The 20,156-nt window shown below is 60.0% G+C and carries 15 protein-coding genes; 10 read left to right on the top strand and 5 right to left on the bottom strand.

Translation table 11 applies throughout. From position 1 onward, the window contains the following. Positions 1-33: 33 nt before the first annotated feature. Together pheA and MHX61_RS01605 are read left to right on the top strand one after the other, a co-directional pair. Positions 34-930 (top strand): prephenate dehydratase, encoded by an 897-nt coding sequence (pheA, locus tag MHX61_RS01610; RefSeq protein WP_239191861.1) that lies wholly within the window; start codon positions 34-36, stop codon positions 928-930. 9 nt (positions 931-939) lie between these two features. After that, entirely contained in the window at positions 940-1,593 is a 654-nt protein-coding gene (locus MHX61_RS01605) for a histidine phosphatase family protein (protein ID WP_239191860.1), read from the top strand. Here MHX61_RS01605 and MHX61_RS01600 read toward each other — a convergent pair. The 3 genes from MHX61_RS01600 to MHX61_RS01590 are packed head-to-tail and all read right to left on the bottom strand — an operon-like array spanning position 1,590 to position 3,796. Beyond that, the gene (locus MHX61_RS01600; protein WP_239191859.1) at positions 1,590-1,937 is read right to left on the bottom strand and encodes a metallopeptidase family protein; all 348 of its coding nucleotides are present in this window, start codon (positions 1,935-1,937) and stop codon (positions 1,590-1,592) included. The genes MHX61_RS01605 and MHX61_RS01600 overlap by 4 nt on opposite strands. Further along, positions 1,937-3,010, bottom strand: a complete 1,074-nt coding sequence (locus MHX61_RS01595) for a septum formation family protein (protein ID WP_239191858.1) — start codon at positions 3,008-3,010, stop codon at positions 1,937-1,939. The genes MHX61_RS01600 and MHX61_RS01595 overlap by 1 nt, the downstream gene beginning before the upstream one ends. Positions 3,011-3,046: 36 nt before the next feature. Beyond that, positions 3,047-3,796, bottom strand: coding sequence for a GntR family transcriptional regulator (locus MHX61_RS01590; protein ID WP_239191857.1), 750 nt, complete (start codon positions 3,794-3,796; stop codon positions 3,047-3,049). Positions 3,797-3,861: 65 nt separating this feature from the next. Here MHX61_RS01590 and serS point away from each other — a divergent pair, with 65 nt between their 5' ends. From serS to MHX61_RS01560, 6 genes are all read left to right on the top strand, one after another. Next, complete coding sequence (serS, locus tag MHX61_RS01585; protein WP_150850412.1) at positions 3,862-5,118, top strand: serine--tRNA ligase; 1,257 nt, start codon at positions 3,862-3,864, stop codon at positions 5,116-5,118. Between the two features lie 101 nt (positions 5,119-5,219). Further along, the gene (locus tag MHX61_RS01580; protein WP_239191855.1) at positions 5,220-6,755 is read left to right on the top strand and encodes a 1-acyl-sn-glycerol-3-phosphate acyltransferase; all 1,536 of its coding nucleotides are present in this window, start codon (positions 5,220-5,222) and stop codon (positions 6,753-6,755) included. 297 nt (positions 6,756-7,052) lie between these two features. Beyond that, a complete protein-coding gene (locus MHX61_RS01575; protein ID WP_239191852.1) occupies positions 7,053-8,777 on the top strand; it encodes a glycerol-3-phosphate dehydrogenase/oxidase in 1,725 nt (574 codons plus the stop codon). Between the two features lie 3 nt (positions 8,778-8,780). Then, entirely contained in the window at positions 8,781-9,518 is a 738-nt protein-coding gene (locus MHX61_RS01570) for an MIP/aquaporin family protein (RefSeq protein WP_239191849.1), read from the top strand. 28 nt (positions 9,519-9,546) lie between these two features. Continuing rightward, positions 9,547-11,094 carry a glycerol kinase GlpK gene (glpK, locus tag MHX61_RS01565; RefSeq protein WP_239191846.1) on the top strand — a complete coding sequence of 516 codons (1,548 nt, stop codon included), beginning with the start codon at positions 9,547-9,549 and terminating at the stop codon, positions 11,092-11,094. 22 nt (positions 11,095-11,116) lie between these two features. Beyond that, positions 11,117-11,947 (top strand): HAD family hydrolase, encoded by an 831-nt coding sequence (locus tag MHX61_RS01560; RefSeq protein WP_239191844.1) that lies wholly within the window; start codon positions 11,117-11,119, stop codon positions 11,945-11,947. On the opposite strand, the gene MHX61_RS01555 is transcribed toward MHX61_RS01560, so the two are convergent. Then, a complete protein-coding gene (locus tag MHX61_RS01555) occupies positions 11,944-13,842 on the bottom strand; it encodes an N-acetylmuramoyl-L-alanine amidase (protein ID WP_239191842.1) in 1,899 nt (632 codons plus the stop codon). The two genes, MHX61_RS01560 and MHX61_RS01555, sit on opposite strands and share 4 nt — an antisense overlap. Positions 13,843-13,988: 146 nt before the next feature. Here MHX61_RS01555 and glf point away from each other — a divergent pair, with 146 nt between their 5' ends. Then, entirely contained in the window at positions 13,989-15,185 is a 1,197-nt protein-coding gene (gene glf / locus MHX61_RS01550; protein ID WP_225746292.1) for a UDP-galactopyranose mutase, read from the top strand. A gap of 250 nt (positions 15,186-15,435) precedes the next feature. After that, positions 15,436-16,932, top strand: a complete 1,497-nt coding sequence (locus MHX61_RS01545) for an ATP-binding protein (RefSeq protein WP_239191839.1) — start codon at positions 15,436-15,438, stop codon at positions 16,930-16,932. Here the strand turns inward: MHX61_RS01545 and MHX61_RS01540 are convergent. Continuing rightward, positions 16,929-20,147 carry a type I restriction endonuclease subunit R gene (locus tag MHX61_RS01540; protein WP_239191838.1) on the bottom strand — a complete coding sequence of 1,073 codons (3,219 nt, stop codon included), beginning with the start codon at positions 20,145-20,147 and terminating at the stop codon, positions 16,929-16,931. The genes MHX61_RS01545 and MHX61_RS01540 overlap by 4 nt on opposite strands. Positions 20,148-20,156 lie beyond the last annotated feature (9 nt).

Below are 20,156 nucleotides of genomic sequence, written 5' to 3'. Positions count from 1 at the left end.
GGGGCACCAGTCTAGTGGGCTAAGGTGACGTGCATGACTACCACCATCGCCTTCCTGGGGCCGGCCGGCACCTTTACGGAAGCGGCCGTGCATAAGTTTGCCGCGCACCTGCCGCAGGCAGAGACCATGCCGGTTGGCTCGCCTTCGGAGGCCGTGGCCGCCGTGCGCGCCGGGCACGCCGAGTACGCCGGCGTAGCCATTGAAAATTCCGTTGATGGCGCTGTGACCACCACCTTTGATGCGCTGGTTGAAGCCGAACCCGTGCAGATTTACCGCGAGGTGGATATCCCCGTGGCTTTTAGCATCATGACCCGGCAAGGCGCGGGCGACATTGCGCGGCTGAGCACCCACCCGGTGGCATTCCAGCAAATCCGTGGCTGGGTAAAGGACAATCTGCCGGAGGTAGAGTTTGTGCCGGCCAGTTCCAATGCCGCCGCGGCCGAGGCTGTAGCCCGTGGGGAAGCGGATGCGGCCGCAGCGCCGGCGCGGGCCGCCGAGATCTTTGGGCTGGAGACCATCGCCCAGGACGTGGCAGATGTTGAAGGCGCCGCAACGCGCTTCGTCCTGGTGGGGCGTCCGGGAAAACCCACTGCAAGGACTGGCCAGGACCGCACCAGCGTCATCTTCACCTTGCCAAATGAACCGGGCAGCCTGGTGGGGGCGTTGCAGGACTTTGCGCACCGTGGGGTGGACCTGTCCCGGATTGAGTCGCGCCCCACGCGGGAGGCCTTTGGTACGTACCGCTTCTACGTGGACCTCATCGGGCACATTGACGATCAACCGGTGGCAGAGGCGCTGCGGGCCTTGTGGTTGCGGGCAGAGGACTTACATTTCCTCGGCTCCTGGCCGGCGGCAACGCCCGCGGGCAAGCCACCGCGCGATCTGGCGGCGGCGGATGATTGGGTAGCGCGGGCACGCAGGGGCCAATAATCTAGAAGCATGCCCGGAAGAATTATCCTGCTGCGCCACGGCCAGACCTATTCCAATATTTCCCGCTTCCTCGATACCCGTCCGCCCGGGGCAGAACTTACCGAGCGCGGGCGCGACCAAGCCACGGAGGTAGGCCAGGAGCTAGCGCAGTTGGTGGGCGAGCGCGAAGTGGAATTTAAATGCTCCATTGCGCTGCGCGCTCAGCAGACCGCGATGCTGGCGGCACGCGCCTTTGAGCAGGAGCGCGGCATGCCGGAATTTTCCCAGCGCGTTGACGTAGTTGCCGGCGTGCACGAAATTTTCGCCGGTGACTGGGAGATGGACGGTAGCGAGGATGCCCATAGGTCGCACATGGTGGCCATGCGTGGCTGGTGCGATGGCGAGCGCGGCGCCGGGATGGAAGGCGGCGAGACCTTGGATGATGTGCTGGCGCGCTACCAGCCGGTGCTGGAGGGCATTGCGGAGCAGCTTGCCGACGACCAGGATGTCATCCTTATCAGCCACGGCGCCGCCATCCGCGTGGTCACCAAGCACGCCACGGGTATTGACGCCGACTTTGCCTATACCGGCTACCTGGACAATTGTCGCTTTATGGTGATGGAACCGCGCGGCAAGGACTTTGGTGAGTGGACGTTAACCCGGTGGGCGGATACGGAGCTCTAGCCCCAGCCCAGGCGGTGCAGCTCCTCTTCTTCGAGGCCAAAGTAATGGCCGAGTTCGTGGAATACGGTGACCTTAACCTGCTCTGCCAATTCTTCCTCGCTGCTGGACCAGCGCTGCAGCGTGTTGCGGTAAATGAAGATCGCATCGGGCAGGAAACCGGTGTGATCGAAGGTGCGGTGCGGTAGTGCGACGCCCTCGTAGAGCCCTAGCAACATAGGATTATCGGGATTTTCATCTTCAACCAAGATGACGAGGTTGCGCATGCGGCGCACGAATTCCTCGGGGACTTGGTCCAGCGCCTCGTTGACCATCTCATCGAAGCGCTCTTCCGATACCTCCACCATTAGGGCGCTGGGGCCGGTGCGGGGGCGGCGGACTCGGGCGCCGGGTTATTGTCCTTGTTCTCACGCAGTGGATTGCGCTCAGGGCGTTCCTCCGGCGGTTGGCCGTCGATAGTCAGCGCTTGGCGGCCACCGGTAGCGGAACCGGTGATGGCAGAGAAACCGCCGCCTGCGCGGGCATGCACAAGGGAGCAATTGACGGACTTGGTGCCGCCATTCCACGAGGCTTCGGTGATAGAGCCCCAGAATGGTTGCAGCGTGGACTGGTAGAGCTGCTCCTCGCCGCCAAGGTAGTCCTCAGTAGCGGCGGTACACGTATCGGATAAGAACTTGTCCATATCCTTGCCGTCCGGGTAACCGTCAGGGAACTGCTTGCCCACATCGATGACGGAAACGGTCTCCATTTGGTGGGGCTTGGCGCAGTCGACGACGTGCGGAACCTGCTTGTCATCGATGGCCAAGCATTCGCCCGGCTTGGCGAGGTTAGCCTGCTCGGAGGCCTCGACGTTGCCGGTAGTAAGCTGCGGTACGCCGTGATCATCGGTGGTTTGCAGGCCGCACAGCAAGGTGCGGTCGCCGCGATCCCAGGCGGACTGCGGCGGCAGAATGGACGCCACATCGTACTTGCCATTCGGATCCCATTTACCGTGCAGGTAGCCCACAGTGGCGGATTCGCACAGCTCATCGCGCAATTGGTGTTGGCGGGTAAGCGCTGGGCGGGTGGCATCAGGGCCGAATTCGCTGGTGGGGTAGACGCTGAGGTCTTCGGTCTTGGAAACCTCGAAGCGGTGCTGATCGGAGCACGGTACTTCCTTGAACCCGGTGGCGGAGCCATCCTGGGCGATGTCCCACGTCAAGCAAGCGCCGGCGGCCGCAGCGGTGAAGGGCTCCGGTTTAGGAGCGGCGGTTTCTGAAGTATCCCCGCTATTGTGCTGCTGGGCAGCGGTAGTGTCTTCGCCGCCCGATTTGTGGGAGCTGATAACGCCATAGATGCCCATGAAAACGGCCGCCGCGATTGCCGCAATCAAGACAATCTGGACGGCCACAGCGGAACGCCACGCAGGTGATTTCTTCATAAGGCCTTTAATCTTACCTTTTAAGCAGGGTGCTGGCTAGATACTGTTCTCCCTAGCCACCCGGGTAGTCAGGCGGTAGCGGTCGGTGCGGTAGACGGAGGAACACCACTCCACCGGCCTATCGCCCGAGCGGGAGTAGCGCACGATGTGCAGCAGTGGGGTGCCCACGGGGACGTCGAGAAGCGGGGCAGTGTCCGCATCGGCTGAAATCGCCGAGACCGTTTGATCCGCATCGGTGATGGGGATATCAAAGACGGAGTCGAGGATGGCGTAGACCGAATTGTAGGTGTCATTTTCTAGCAGGCTGGGCGCATACGTGGAGTTATACCAACCGTCATCAATGGAGTAGGGCTCGCCATCGCCCAAGCGCAGGCGGCGCAGGTGAATATGTTCGGTTTGGGCAGGCGTATCAAAAAAGAGGGCGGCATCCTCCGGGGCGCTGCTGCGTCCGCTGGTAAGGATTTTGGAGGAGGCGGTGACGTCTTGTGCGCCCATCTCATCCGAGAATGAGGCCAGGTGGAGCCGGGAGACAAGGGGATTGGGCGCTACGAAGGTGCCCTTTCCGCGGACGCGGCGCAATTTTCCGGCCGCGACAAGATCCCCGATGGCGCGGCGGACCGTGATCCGTGACACGCCATAGGTTTCTTCAAGAAGCCTCTCGCCGGGCAGGATATCGCCGGGTTTGAGGGTCGTGCGGCACAATTCTTCGAGGATATCGTGCAATTGGGTGTGTTTTGGAACGGGACCGTCCGTAATTGTGCGGGCGGGGAGCTGAACGGCGGACATAAAGCCATCATAATTCGCTGGTTATTACCACCGCAAGGTGTTGCCAATACGCTAAACTTACATTCGTGATTGATCTCAAGCTACTCCGCGAAAACCCCGACGTTGTCCGTGCTTCCCAGGTGAACCGAGGTGAGGATCCCTCCCTCGTAGACCAGCTTTTGGAAGCTGATGAGCAGCGCCGCGCTGCTATCCAAAAGGCCGACGAACTGCGCTCCGAGCAGAAGGCTTTTGGCAAGAAGATTGGCCAAGCCTCCCCGGAGGAGCGTCCGGCACTGCTGGAGGGCTCTAATGAGCTGAAGGCCAAGGTCAAGGAGGCGGAAGAGGCACAGTCTGCCGCTGAAGCCAAGGTGGAAGAGCTGCAGTACAAGCTCGATAACGTGGTCGAAGGTGCCCCGGCCGGCGGTGAAGATGACTTCGTAGTGGTCGAAGAAGTCGGCCAGATTCCTGAGTTCGACTTCGAGCCAAAGGATCACCTTGAGTTGGGTGAGTCCCTCGGCCTTATCGACGTCAAGCGTGGCGCCAAGGTAGGCGGCGCTCGTTTCTACTACCTCACTGGCGATGGCGCCTTCCTGCAGCTGGGAATGCTGATGCTCGCGGCGCAGAAGGCGCGCGAAGCTGGCTTCAAGCTGATGATCCCGCCAGTTCTGGTTCGCCCAGACATTATGTCCGGCACCGGTTTCTTGGGCCAGCACTCCGATGAGATTTACTACCTACCGGCCGACGATATGTACCTGGTCGGTACCTCTGAGGTGGCCCTTGCCGGTTACCACAAGGATGAGATCATCGACCTCTCCAATGGCCCGCTGCAGTACGCCGGCTGGTCCTCCTGCTTCCGCCGTGAGGCTGGCTCTCACGGTAAGGACACCCGCGGTATCCTGCGCGTCCACCAATTCGACAAGCTGGAAATGTTTGTCTACTGCAAGCCGGAAGACGCGGAAGAAATGCACCAGCGCCTTCTGTCCATGGAAAAGGACATGCTTGCGGCCATGGAACTGCCCTACCGCACCATCGACATCGCCGGTGGCGACCTCGGTTCTTCGGCGGCCCGCAAGTTCGACAATGAGGCTTGGGTTCCTACCCAAGGCACCTACCGTGAGCTGACCTCCACCTCGAACTGCACCACCTTTCAGGCTCGCCGCCTGTCCACCCGCTACCGCGACGAGAACGGCAAGACCCAGACCGCAGCTACCCTGAACGGCACTCTGGCGACTACCCGCTGGCTCGTTGCCATTCTGGAAAACCACCAGCAGGCCGACGGCTCCGTCGTTGTCCCTGAGGCTCTGCGCCCGTTCGTGGGCAAGGATGTCCTGACCCCGCAGTAAGTCCGCCGTCGTCCTGGAGAGTTATGAACGCTGCGACGAATTTCCTGTACCGACAGATCACCCACATTGGCAGGGGGGTGACTCTGGCACAGGGATTAAAAATGCGCCTTTCGGGGGAAGAAAATATCCCCGATAAGGGCGGCGCGGTGTTGGTCTGCAACCACACCGGCTACATGGATTTCCTCTTCGGCGCCTTTTTGGCCTATCGCAAGAAGCGTCTGGTGCGCTTCCTGGCTAAGGCTGGAATCTTTAAAGCACCGGTGGCGGGTCCGTTGTTGAAGGCCATGCATCACGTGCCAGTTGACCGTATCGATGGCAGCGCCTCCTTCCGCCAAGCGGTACAGCTGGCCAAGGACGGCGAACTCGTGGGCGTGTTTTCTGAAGGCACAATTTCCCGCAGCTTTGAAATTCGCAGCATGAAAAGTGGCGCCTCCCGCATTGCCTATGAGGCGGGGGTGCCGGTAGTCCCACAGGTCATTTTTGGTTCGCAGCGCCTGTGGACCAAAGGACACAAAAAGAACCTGGGACGGACCAAGACCCCTGTCTTTATTACCGCCCTCGAACCGTACTATCCCACCGGCGATGCGGAAGCTGATACCGCGGAGATTCGACGCCGCATGCAAGAGGCATTGGAAGGGCTATGGGAACAGTACGAAGCCGAATTTGGGCCCATGCCTGCCGGTGAATACTGGGTGCCCGCCCGTAAAGGTGGAGGGGCTCCTACCCTTGAAGAGGCAGAAGCTCGAGATGCTGAAGTAGAAACCGAGCGTCACCGCGTACGCCGGTTGCGCGACGATCTAGTGGGCCTCAAGGAACGCGTCTCGGTTACTACGGTTGACTTGGTGCGCAACCACATGGCCGCCGCCAAGGGAGCGGACGGGGAGGAGCCAAAGAATAAGGCGCGGACCGCCCCGGAGACCCTGGAGTGGATCAAGAACAACCTCAACGCCGTGGTAGAAGAGGCAACCCGCGGCTTGGATGAAGGTCGCGATAAGGTCGCGGATATCATGGCGCAGCTGAAGTCGGATGTGGCGCAAACCCAAGCGTCCATCACGGCCAGCAGTAAGGAGATATGGGCTGGTTCCGTAGCAGAGCAGGGCCTGTTGGCGGCAGCCACCCAATCCCGGCTTATCGTTTCGCGCTTGCCGCACCGCATGAAGGCGCAATTTTCTTCCATCCCCCGCGTGGTAGTGGCGCAGAGCAGCGCGCTGAATTGGGAAGATGGCGCGCTAACTCCGCGATTGCACAAGGCTTTGGCAGATATCTACCCGGCGGCCGAAGTCCTGATCGTGATATCACCCGCCGGTGAAGTGGAAGTTCCGCAAGCCGTGTGGAGCGTTGTCGTTGATGAGGACGCTGTGCAGCCGCGACTCGATACCGATGCACTGTCCGTCACTGCCGCGACTGCGGTACAAGGCGTGGAGCGCATCCTCGAGGATCTGAAAGCTAAGCCGGAGGAGGCCCTGGTTTTTGCTAACGAGCCAGGAGATGAGGATTTCCTAGACCGGTTGCCGGTGGTGGCGTTGGAAACTGCCCCTATTGAGGTGGTCAAAGGCGCTCAGGCGGTCACTTATTCTGCCGAGAAAGCCGGAATGTCCGAAGTGCTTGAAGCAATGGCGCGGTTAGCGCAGAAATAGCGAAGGATTTTCGTCCGCTTTGCACCCCCGCGAGGGGGTGGTTTTTCTTTTTGAATGTCTAAGTATTTTAAGAAAACTGACTGCTTACGGGCCTGAAACTTACGTGTGAGTAACCACATGTGTAACTCGCGTCCGTGACTCCTAACATAGATTTCAGGAGATAAAGTCTCTGCAGCCGCGGTGTGATACTTTCCACCGAAACCACAATTCACTGCTTTTGGCTGTGCTTTTGCCATCTCATTCATGGATTTATGGCGCAGGCACATGCAAGCACCAAGGAAGGAGATGCGGTCAGTAATGACCCAGCAAAGCAACCAATCCTTTAACCCCGAATACTTTGAAAATCTATGGAATGGGTACGCGGATGAGGACTACGACGTAGTCATCATCGGTGGCGGTTCCGTAGGCGCTGGTGCGGCAGCGGACGCCGCTACCCGCGGCCTCAAGACCGCCGTCATTGAGGCGCGCGACTTCGCCGCAGGTACCTCTTCTCGCTCCTCCAAGATGTTCCACGGTGGCCTGCGCTACCTGGCCATGTTTGACTTCCGCCTGGTGGCGGAGTCCCTCAAGGAGCGCGAGCTGAACATGTCCACCCTGGCGCCCCACCTGGTGAAGCCGCTGAAGTTCATCTTCCCACTAACCCACCACGTATGGGAGCGCGTGATGATGTTCGGTGGCTTTACTCTTTATGACCTCATGGGCGGCTCGAAGAGCGTGCCAATGCAAAAGCACCTCACCCGCAAAGGCGTGCTGAAGGTGACCCCGGGTCTGAAGGACGATGCCATTGTGGGCGGCGTGCGCTACTACGACACCTTGGTTGATGACGCCCGCCACACCATGACCGTGCTGCGTACCGCCGCCGAGTACGGTGCCGACGTGCGTACCAATACCGAGGTCATTGGCTTTGACAAGGACCGCGGCGGCCGCATCGTAGGCGCCAAGGTGCGCGATACCGCCACCGGCCGCGAGACCACCGTGCGCGGCAAGGTCTTTATCAACGCCACCGGTGTGTGGAATGACAAGATTCAAGAGATGGCCGGCGTGGAGGGCAAGTTCACCGTGCACGCCTCCAAGGGCGTGCACATCGTCGTGCCGAAGGATGCGCTCGATGCAGACGCAGCCCTGTGCTTCGTCACCGAAAAGTCCGTCCTCTTCGTTATCCCGTGGGGCGAGTACTGGATTATCGGTACCACCGATACCGATTGGGAAAAGGGCCTATCTTTGCCAGATCCGGCACCAACCAAGTCCGATATCGACTACATCTTGGACCAGGTTAACCAGCGCGTTCGCCGCAAGATCACTCGCGATGACATCGTGGGCGTCTACTCCGGCCTGCGCCCGCTGCTGTCCGGCAAGTCCGATTCCACCACCAACCTTTCCCGCAACCACGCGGTTGCGCGCGTGGCCCCATGTATGGTCTCTGTCGCCGGCGGTAAGTACACCACGTACCGCGTCATCGGTAAGGATGCCGTGGACCTGGCAGTGGAGGAGCTGGATACCAAGGTCCCAGAGTCCATCACCGAGCAAACCCCGATCCTGGGCGCCGCCGGCTATCACGCCTTGGCCAACCAGGTCCCATCCTTGGCTCGTCGCTATAACCTGAGCGAGAAGTTCATTGAGCACCTGCTCGGCCGCTATGGCTCCCTGCTGGGTGAGGTTTTGGCACCGGCAGCAGAGGATGCCTCCCTGCTCGAGCCAGTTCCGGGTGCCGAGTCCTACCTGTGGGCCGAGGTCCGCTACGCCGTCACCCACGAGGGTGCATTGCACTTGGAAGACATCTTGTCCCGCCGCCTGCGCATCGCCATCGAGTACGGCGACCGCGGTGTGAATGCCGCCCCGGCCGTTGCTGATTTTGTAGCACCGCTGCTGGGCTGGAGCGACGCCGACAAGGAGCGCGAGGTATCCCAATTCAAGGCCCACACGCAGGCCGAACTTGAAGCAGAAGCTGCGGTAACTGACCGTGAGGCCAATGACATTTTGGTGCGCGCAGGATCCGCCCGACCCACCCAAAACGAGGTATAAGTTATGACCGGATTTGATGCATTCCTGTGGGAGTTTATCGGCACTGCGTTGCTGCTCCTTCTAGGCAACGGCGTATGTGCGCTGGTAAACCTGCGCACCTCTGGCGCACGCGGCTCCGATTGGATCGTTATCGCCCTGGGGTGGGGCATGGCGGTCTTCGTCGGCGCGAGCGTGGCCGATCCCACGGGCGGGCACCTTAACCCCGCCGTCACCGTAATGTTGGCCGTCAATGGCTCGCTCGAGTGGTCTCTGGTGCCGTACTACTTCCTGGGCCAGATCCTCGGCGCTATCCTCGGTGCCATCCTGGCATGGGCTGCCTTCAAGCAGCTTTTCGACGCCAATAATTACGACGACGCCGGAAATGTCACCGGCGCCAATAAGGACACGAACGGTATCTTCTTTACCAAGCCGGCACATCCTAAAAATGGCTGGAATGCGGTGACGGAGTTCATCGCTACCTGCGTGCTGTTGATGTTCATCGCCTTCGGCCCCACCGGCGGCGAGCTTGGCCCAATGAGCTACTTTGCCGTTGCTTTCGTTGTGGTGGCGATCGGCCTGTCCCTGGGTACCCCTACAGGTTATGCCATCAATCCGGTCCGTGACCTGGGCCCGCGAATTGCTTATGCATTCATCTTGCCCATCCAGGACAAAGGCAGCGCGAACTGGGGTTATGCTTGGGTCCCCATCGTGGCCCCATTGGTCGCGGCCGTAGCCGTTGGCCTGTTGTCCGTTGCGCTCTAATTCCATCTTCGTATAGGAGACTAGACACATGACTAACAAGAAATACGTCGCCGCTATCGACCAGGGAACCACGTCGACGCGCTGCATCATCTTTGACCACAACGGCGAGCAGGCTGCCGTTGGTCAGCTCGAGCACGAGCAGATCTTCCCGGAAAAAGGCTGGGTAGAACACGATCCGGAAGAAATCTGGAGCAATACTCGCCGCGCCGTCGGTGAGGCTCTTGCCAATGGCGACATCACCGTGGAAGACATTGACTCGGTAGGTATCACCAACCAGCGTGAGACCACCGTGGTGTGGGATAAGCACACCGGTAAGCCGGTCTACAACGCTATTGTCTGGCAAGATACCCGCACCACCTCCATCTGTAAGGAGCTCTCGGGAGAGGAAGGCCCGGAAAAGTGGCGCCGCCGCACCGGTCTTTTCATCAACTCCTACCCGGCCGGTCCGAAGGTGAAGTGGATCCTCGATAACGTCGAGGGCGCACGCGAGCGCGCCGAGGCCGGTGATCTGCTCTTCGGCACCATTGATAGCTGGCTGTTGTGGAACCTCACCGGCGGTGCCGAGGGCGATGCCGGCCGTGAGGCTCTGCATGCTACCGACGTCACCAATGCCTCCCGCACCTTGCTTATGGACATCGAAAAGCTGGAGTGGGATGAGGAACTGTGCAAGGAGATGGGCATCCCCATGTCCATGCTGCCGGAGATTCGCCCGTCCCTGGGTGATTTCCGTACCGTGCGTGAGCGCGGCTCGCTTTCCGGCGTGCCTATCCGCGCCATCCTGGGTGACCAGCAGTCCGCGATGTTCGGCCAGGGTTGCTTCCGCGCAGGTTCCGCAAAGAATACCTACGGAACCGGATTGTTCCTCCTGCTGAATACGGGTACCACCCCGAAGTTCTCCGAGAATGGCCTGCTGACCACCGTCTGCTTCCAGCGTGAGGGCGAGCGCCCCGTCTACGCTCTGGAAGGCTCCGTGTCCATGGGCGGTTCCCTGGTGCAGTGGCTGCGCGATAACCTGCAGATCATCCCGAATGCTGCCTCCATCGAAAACCTGGCGCGCGAGGTTAAGGACAACGGCGGCGTTTATATCGTGCCGGCCTTCTCCGGACTCTTCGCTCCGTACTGGCGCCCGGATGCCCGCGGCGTCATCGTGGGCCTGACCCGCTTTGCTAACCGCAAGCACTTGGCTCGCGCCGTGCTCGAATCCACCGCGTATCAGACGCGCGATGTCGCCGACGCCATGGTGGCGGACTCCGGCGTGGAGATTACCGAGCTGCGCGTGGATGGTGGCATGACCATGAATGAACTGTTGATGCAGTTCCAGTCCGATATCCTCGGCGTGGAAGTACACCGCCCGAAGAATATCGAGACCACCGCCACCGGTGCTGCCTTCGCGGCAGGTTTGGACCATGGCTTCTGGGATGACCTCAGCGTCTTGGGCAGCCAGACCGGAGACATGAAGGTATTCAAGCCGAAGCGCGAAAAGGAAGAGGTAGAAGGGCTCTACCGCGACTGGAAGCGCGCTATTAAGCGCTCCTTGGAGTGGGAGGACAACGAGGACGAGGACCTGAACATCTAAGTCCTGACGTAAACTCGCGGGTATGGAGAATTTCCCAGCCCGCGCGCCTCGCCTCATCGCGAGCGATATTGACGGCACCCTGCTGGACCGCAACCATCGCGTCCCGCGTCGCAACCGCGACGTCGTGGCGCGGGCGGTCCAGCAGGGTGCCTATTTTGCGCTATCCACCGGCCGTCCGTTCCGCTGGATTGCCCCGGTGCTGGAGCAGCTGCCCGTGCGGCCGGTATGCGTAACCTCGAACGGTGCTGTGTTGTATGACTCCGCGGAGGATCGGGTGATGTCTGCCCATGAGCTTTCGCCCGCCGCGTTGGCGGAAGTGGTGGACGTGGCCCAGACGGTACTGGGCACCGTAGGCTTTGGCGCGGAGCGGGCAGGGGGCTCGCTTGCCGACGCCGTCGAGGACCTCTTCGTAGTCGAGCGCCACTATTCCGAAAACGCCCTGTTTGAGGGCTTCGGCGTGGTCAGCATGGGCGAGCTAGTGGGGCAGCCGGCGGTAAAGTTCCTCATCCGCAACACGGACTACTCCGCCCCAGAGCTCTATGAGCTCATTGCGCCGCACATCGATCCGGAGCTTGCGCACCTGACCTATTCCATGCAGGAAGGAATCTTGGAGGTTGCCGCGCCCAATGTGACTAAGCGCCGCGGGGTGGAATGGCTGGCGGAGCACACCGGCGTCGCCCAGCAGGAGACTATTGCCTTTGGGGATATGCCCAACGATATAGAGATGCTGACGTGGGCCGGCTGTGGTGTGGCTATGGAAAACGCCCACCCGGAGGTTAAGGCGGCCGCGGATGCGGTCACCGTGGCTAACCACCAGGCGGGCGTCGCTAAGGTGCTAGAGCGCTGGTTCTAGTCGGTGAAGATGTCTACCTTTTCCGTTTCGGTGTTGTAGACAATCTCGCCACCCTGGAACTTCACGCGGATTTCCTTGCCATTCTTTTCCTCGTTGGAGGTAGGCAGGCCGAGCTTGGAGGCATTATCGCCCTCGGACCACTTCTTGGCAATCTCACCCGTCAACGCCTTGGTACCGGACTCCTTGGAGGAGAGCACCACGCCATTTTGGAAGAGCTGGTAGAGGATCTTGCCGCCGTCGGTGGTATCCGGGCCTCCGACTGCCAGGCCTAGGACCGGGCCGAAGGCATTGAGCACGGAGGTCCAGGATTCCTTCAATCCCTCGTTGTTGGAGACCTGGACAACCTTATTGACAATCTCCGGGATATCGCCGGTGGTCAGGTTGCCTGCCACCTTCTGATCGGTATCAGGCTTCTGCAGGCGCTCATTGGCGATGAGCACCCCGAAGACGGCGGCAGCGATGCCGGCAAGGGCGGAGATAGTGGAGACCGGTACCTCAAAATCGCCTAGCGAGGACATGATTTTCCCGCCCACTTGCTGCGGGGTCTTGGGGGTATTTGGCTTCGGAGACTCTTGCCAGTTCAGGTCCGTGCTGTTCTTGCCGGACTTGATGGCATCCGCCTTGCGCTTGGTGTTCTTACGGATTTCATCCCAATGGCGCGTGGTGTACTGGCCCGGGCAGGCCGTGTAGTGGAAATCATTATGGCCCGCGAAGGCCGGCACGGTGGCCGTGGTTCCTGCAGGGAACTTGGAGCCGTTGAATCCGCCGGAGTACAAGCTGGCCTTGCCCATTGGATCGATGCCAGAAATAGCGGCCTTCCAGCCGGCAATCTCCGCCACGGAGTTGAGCATCTCACGAGACGGCTCTGCCGTCTCGTAGTTGCCAATCATGGAAATGCCCCAGTTATTGGAGTTGAAGCCACCCACGTGGGCGCCCTGTACGGCCTTGTCCAGACCGCCGTAGCGGCCTTCGTAGATGGTGCCGAATTTATCCACCAGCACGTTGTATCCGATATCGCACCAGCCCAGGGTTTGCGCGTGGTAGTCGTAGGCACCGCGTACCTGTGCCGCTGCCTGTGCGCGGGTGTAATTATTGGTACCCGCGGTGTGGTGCAGGGTCAGGGCTTTCAAGCCATCGTCGTAGGTTGGCTGCTGGCAGCGCTTAGATTCGTCTGCTCCCCAGCCGGCGCGGGTGACTACCTTGGGCATGCCCGCGGTTTCTGCGGTGGGCTCGATGGCTTCGCCTTCTTGGGCGTTGCCGTCGATAAACACGGCGTCGAGATCCGCAACCTGGGTGCGCTCATCGGCCACGGGGGAGATATCGCCGACGTTGTACGCAAGCGGCGCGGGGCGGTTGGCATCAGCGCCCTTGGCGGCCTTGTCCAGGAGGGAGTCTTCCTTCTTATCCAGGTTGGAACCGGTCACGAGGTCAACGTTGGCCATAGAAACCTGCACATCGTTGGTATCGCCCACGAAGATGAGTTCGGTGCCGTTCTTGCCCTCGGTGTAATTCATTGCATCCATGGGCAGCCACTCGCTCCAGGAACCGTCCTGCTGCTTGGAGCGGACGAAGGAGTTGATATCTCGCTTGCCCTCCCAGGTGACGGCGAACATGTTGAAGGTTTCGTCGCGGTGGAACTGCTTGACCGCGCGGCGGCTTTCGCCGTCGCCCTGAGCGGCTACGGCTGGGTCATCGACGACGATGGATTCGCCGTCACTGAAGCTAGAGGAGGAATTTTTGACCTCAATGGGACCGCCGTTGCCGGAGTCTTGGGTCTTGAGAACTTGCTGTCCGCCGAATGCGGCCGTTACGGCGAGTGCGATGGAGGTGACCGCCGCGATGACGGGGGTGGACCACTTTGACCTGGTGGGTACTAGTCGACGTCGTTGTTGCACTGTTATCTCCCTGGGGTTGTGCAGCTGTAAAAACGGTTGCCAAAAGTTAAGAGTTGATAGTGATGGTACGTTTGTGACTTCTGTGAAATCTGTTGCGACACGCCGATGCGCCGTGTCGGCTGCCGTAGTGCAATAAAGTGGAGGCCATGACTTCTTATGACCTCATCGTTGTTGGCTCTGGATTTTTTGGTCTAACGGTTGCCGAGCGCGCCGCTAGCCAGCTGGATAAGAAGGTGCTCATTGTGGAGCGCCGCAATCACCTCGGCGGCAATGCCTACTCCGAGGCCGAACCCACCACCGGAATCGAGGTGCACAAGTACGGTGCACACCTCTTCCACACTTCTAATAAGCGCGTGTGGGATTACTGCAATAAGTTCACCGATTTCACCGACTACCAGCACCGCGTGTTTGCCATGCACGATGGCACCGCCTACCAATTCCCAATGGGACTGGGTCTTATCAACCAGTTCTTCGGCCGCTACTACTCCCCGGATGAGGCCCGCCAGCTCATTAAGGACCAGGCTGGCGAATTCTCCCCGGAAGAAGCGCAAAACCTGGAGGAGAAGGCCATCTCGCTCATCGGTCGCCCGCTGTATGAGGCCTTCATTCGCGATTACACCGCAAAGCAGTGGCAGACCGATCCGAAGGAGCTGCCGGCCGCGAATATCACCCGCCTGCCGGTGCGCTATACCTTCAATAACCGCTACTTCAACGACACCTATGAGGGCCTGCCGGTCGACGGCTACGCGGCATGGCTAGAAAACATGGCTGACCACGACAATATTGAGGTCCGCTTGGATACCGATTGGTTCGAGGTTCGCGAGGAGCTGCGCGCCGAGTCTCCGGATGCGCCCGTGGTCTACACGGGCCCACTTGACCGCTACTTTGATTTTGCCGAGGGCGAGCTGGGCTGGCGCACCCTCGACTTCGATCTGGAGGTGCTGGATACCGGCGATTTCCAGGGCACGCCGGTGATGAACTACAACGATGCGGACGTGGACTATACCCGCATCCACGAATTCCGCCATTTCCACCCGGAGCGCAAGGATAAGTACCCGAAGGACAAGACGGTCATTATGAAGGAATACTCGCGCTTCGCCGACAAAGGCGATGAGCCGTACTATCCAATCAATACCCCAGAGGACCGTACCAAGCTGGAGGCCTACCGTAAGCTCGCCGCCCAGGAGTCGAAGGATAATAAGGTTCTCTTCGGCGGCCGCCTGGGCACCTACCAGTACCTCGACATGCACATGGCCATTGCCTCCGCGCTGAGCATGTTCGACAACAAGCTGGCTCCGTTCTGGAACGAGGGTAAGGCGCTTGAGCAGGAGCGCGGCCACTAAGCCGAACTCCGTCAACAGAACACTTAACACTCAACACACCACCCAACACACCACACTATGGAGTGTTGGGTGGTGTGTTGTATGTAGTGTTGTGTAGTGTCGCGCAGACCGGGAAAATATGATTGACCTGCGAAATCATCCCGTACTGTGAGAATTTCGGACAAGGAACGCGCATGAACACTACACAACACCCCACAGTGTGTGTAGTGTTTGAGGGTGTTCAGGAGCGTTGAGCGCTGATAGGGGGTGAGTGATTGTGGTCTGGGACGATGACCAGGCGGAAATCGCCGAGATCATTGGAAGCCTGCGATCTCAGGACACCGATACGCGCGCCGTCGAGGTCAAGGCAGCTGCGGGAGGTTTTCCCAAGAAGCTCGTTCGCTCTATCTCTGCCTTTGCTAACGGGACCGGTGGAATCATCATCTTGGGGCTGGATGAAGACAACGGGTTCGTTACGGTACCAGGCTTTGATGCTACTGCCATGGCGGATGCCCTGGCTGGCGCATGCGCAGACCACGTGACCCCGTCGGTTCGCGCCCAGATCGACATTGTTGAGTGGGAGGGCGCGAGCATTGTCGTTGGCACCATTCCCGAATGTGCTCCTTTTGAGAAGCCTTGCTGGGTCGTTTCCCAGTCGAAGTATCACGGCAGCTATATCCGGGTCCATGATGGGGACCGCGTACTAAAGCCATACGAGATTGACCGGCTGGAGGAAAACAAGACCCAGCCGGAATGGGATCTGGAGCCGGTTCCGGCTGCTGACATCGACGATCTGGATCCTGACATTGTGGCCGAGATCTTGGCCCGCGAGCGCTCCATCCATGAACGCATTTTTGGACGGTTGAGCGATGAAGAGGCGATGTTAGCGCTCCACTTGATTACCCGGAACGACAACGGAAAACTAGTGCCAACTTTGGGCGGGCTAATGGTAGCGGGCACTTACCCGCAACAGTTTTTCCCGCGGCTCAACGTGACCTTTGCAGCATATCCCGGCACTGATAAAGCGGCCGGGATGGGCAAGCAGCGCTTCCTCGACAACGAAAGTCTGGTGGGGCCCATTCCGATGCTGGTCGCGGATGCCGTGCGGGCAGCCCGACGCAATATGCGCGTCGGAGGCGTAATCGAGGGAGTCTTCCGTAAGGACTTGCCGGACTATCCTCCGGAGGCCGTGCGTGAGGCAGTCGCTAATGCGCTTATGCACCGTGACTATTCGCCGCAGGCGCGGGGCACGCAGGTACAAGTGAACCTGTATGCCGACCGGCTGGAGATCCTCAACCCCGGTGGTCTTTATGGAACGGTCACCGTTGATCGATTGGGCACTGCGGGTATGTCTAGCGCGCGCAATCAGCATTTGTCTGCGTTGCTGGAGGTGACTCCTGCCGGTGACGGGGATGGGTACGTTGCGGAAAATCGTGGTACCGGATATATCGAGATTCTCGACCAATTGGAGCAGCAGCTGCTGCCGCCGCCGGTACCACGGGATTCATTGACCGAATTTGAACTCACCTTTGCGCGGCGAAATCCGACTACCCCGGAGCGCACCGCGGCGTCGGGCGGCGGAACCCGCGGGCGCGTGCTCGACTATCTTCGCGAACACAGGACAGCGTCCAGCCGCGAATTGGCAGGGGCTGCAGGGCTGTCCCTCAACGGAGTGCGCAGGATCATCAACGAACTTGTTGAGGAAGGCGTCATCGTGCGCACTGAGCCGCTGAAGAGCCCGAAGCAGCGCTATCGGCTGCAGGGCTAACCACGGTGTTCAACGTCACCTTGTTCGCGCGCCGCCGCTGAATACCGTGGCGCGAATTTCTCCATCTGTTCAAGCACGAACTTGATGGCCTCCGGCGCCTTGTCCGGTGGATACTTGTAGTCGCGTAGCAACCTGCGGACCGAGCGGCGTAGTTTCGCACGTACGTCGTCGCGTACTGTCCAGTCGGTCTTTGCATCGCGCCGCAGCATGGAAACGAGCTGGCGTGCGATTTCAGCAAGAACTTCGTCGTCCATGAGCTCGGTTGCGGATTCGTTTGTCGACACCGCGTCGAAGAAGGTGAGCTCGTCATTGCCTAGTGGCGGGGTGAATTGTTCACCGCGTTTGCTTTCCTTGACGATCTCCTTGGACAGGCGGATGAGTTCGGCGATGATTTCAGCGGCCGTGAGCTGCTGATTGGTGTACCGATTCATCAGCTCGGTGATCCGCTCGGAGAACTGCTTGGAGCGCAGCTCGTTGTTTCCTGTGGCGGTGCGGGCTTCCTGCTGGAGCTGGCGGCGCAACGCATCAATGAGCAACGAGACCTCCGAGGGGGATTGTTTGTCCTTGAACAGGTCGACGGTGAGATCCTGCAAGTTCGGAATCTCAATCCCGGCCTGGCGGTAGATGTCGATGACACCGGTGGCCTCAGCCGAATCAACGACCAGCTTGCCTAGGGCGTTGCGGATGGAGTCGCTAATTGGCTCGCCATTGGCCACGCGGTCGCCCGCATCGAGCTTGATGAGCCAGTTCTTGACCTCGGAGTAGAACCGCACGCTGTCGCGGTATTCCTCGGCGTCGGGGCTGCCCGAAGCTAGTGCCCAGGCACGCGCGAGTCTTCCAGCCTGACGTTTGAACTCATCAGCGACGGGACGCGCGTTTGGCTTCTCGGGGTCGTAGTTGCCTTCGGTTCTTGGATTGCGCAGGAAACCAGTGACATCGAGCAAGGCGCGGCGGAGGTTGGCGTCATCGATGAAAGCGGTGTTCTTCCATTCGATTCCCACAATGTCGTCGAGACGAGCCAGGAATCCCTTCGCCAGATTGAGCGCTTCCTCAACGTCCTGGCCTGTGACCTTGGTTCCGTCGTCGGAGGGGTTGAGCGTGAACTCAGCCAGCGCCTTCTCCAGGTTCTCGACCAACGGAGCATAGGCGACAAGGAGGCCATCCTGCTTGTCGCGGAACGTGCGGTTGACGCGAGCGAGGGTCTGCATCAGCAGCGCGCTCTTGAGCGAGCGGTCAATGTAGAGCGTGTGTAGCGGCGGCGCATCGAAACCGGTGAGCATCATGGACTGAACGATGGCGATTTCCAGCTCGTCGTCGACGTCCTTGATGCGGTTCTTCACGGCCTTGAGCGCACTCGGGCGGCGCATATGGACCTTGAGCTCATCCGGGTCTGACGGCGCGGCAGAGTAGATGACCTTAATTCTTCCCTTGTCATCGGCATCCGAATGCCACTCAGGGCGCAGCGCCACGATCTTGGAGTAGAGGCGTGCCGCAATGGAACGCGTGGCGGTGACAATCATCGCTTTGCCCGGTGCACCGATGAATTCCCGCATGTTTTCGCGGCGGTCTTCCCAGTGACGGACAAAGTCTTCTGCTAGGGCATCGAGGCGGTCGTCGGAGCCGTAGACGACTTCAAGGGCGGCGACAGAGCGTTGAATCCGCTCGCGCTCCAACTCATCGAGACCCGTGAGCACTTCCTCAGCGGTGTCATCAATCTCGTCATCGGTAATCCCAGCAATGCGCTTGAGTGGGATGAGGCGCGGTTCGAAATACACGGGAACGACGGCACCGTCCTCGACGGCGCGGTTCATGTCGTAGATGTCGACGTCATCACCGAAGACCTTGCGCGTATCGCGGTCCCATTCCTTGAGCGGGGTACCGGTAAACGCCAGCATGGTGGCATTCGGCAGCGCATTACGCAGGTGCTGTGCGTAACCGTCAGCCGCGGTGTCGCCAAAACCATAGTGGGAACGGTGTGCCTCGTCGACGATGACCACGATGTTGCTCCGGTCAGAGAGCAACGGGTGCTCGGTCTCACGCAACTCACCCTGGCCGTTCAAGCCAAACTTCTGGAGGGTAGAGAAGTAAATACCACCAGAGGTCTTCTGTGACAGCAGCTCACGTAATTCAGCACGCGACTCGATATTGCGCGGTGCCTCCGGCAGGATGGTGGACCGGTTGAAGGTCTCAAAGAGCTGCTCATCCAGTTCCGTGCGGTCATTGAGCACGATGACGGTCGGGCTGAGCATCTCCGACCGGCGCATGATCTTGGCGGTGTAGAGCTCCATCTCCATGGACTTGCCCGCACCCGTCGTGTGCCAGATGACGCCAGCGCGCTTGTCGCCGCGCGCCGCCGTGATCGTGGAACCCACAGCCTTGGTCACCGCGAAGTACTGGTGCGGCTTCGCTATGCGCATGACCAGGCCCTCGGCCGTGTCATCGAACGCCGTGAAGTCACTGTAGAGCTGCCCAAAACGCTCCACATTAAACAGACCATCAAGCAACAGGTCCAGCTGCGTGACCGGCTCGCCGGCCACAACCATGTTGTTGGGGTCTACCGGGCTGCCGTCCTCATCCACGTTCCACGGCGCAAAGTGGTTCCACGGAGTAAACGGCGTGCCGTACTTCGCGCTGAGGTCATCCGAAGGAATCACAATATTGGCAAAGCGGAAGGCCATGCCGAATTCCTTGACGTAGGTCTGCAGCTGGTTGTACGCGCCCTCGACGGAGGTATTCGCGCCCGTCTTCTTCAGCTCAATAAACGCCAGCGGCATGCCGTTGACGTAGCAGACCACATCGAAGCGACGCTCGCCGTCCAGGTTCGCAATGGTGACCTGGTTGAGTGACAAGTAGTCATTCTTGTGGGGCTGCGAGGACAGAAAGTAGATGGTCGGGTTCTGGATATTGCCCTCGTGGTCGATGTACTCGATACCGCGATAGCCTTCCACCAGAATCTGGTGAATGCGCCGATTCTCCGCAATCGCGGACTGTGACTTCGGCGTGATGACCTCACCGATCGCCTGGTCGAGGTACTCCTCCGGTACATCTGGGTTGAGGTTGCGCACGGCATTGCGCAAACGCCCGCGCAGCACGATGTCATTCCAGGCGTCGCGCTCGCCGGAGCCCGGCGCAAAGTCCGGGCCGTGGCCGGCCTGCCATTCCAGTTCCGCCAGGTGGTCCTGAACAATGAGTTCGAGGGATTCTTCGCTCAGCATGAGCTTCTC

The sequence above is a fragment of the Corynebacterium sp. ACRPF genome (genome assembly GCF_022347395.1).
GTDB classification, from domain to species: Bacteria; Actinomycetota; Actinomycetes; order Mycobacteriales; family Mycobacteriaceae; genus Corynebacterium; species Corynebacterium tuberculostearicum_D.
This window is presented reverse-complemented; position numbering and strand designations above follow the sequence as displayed.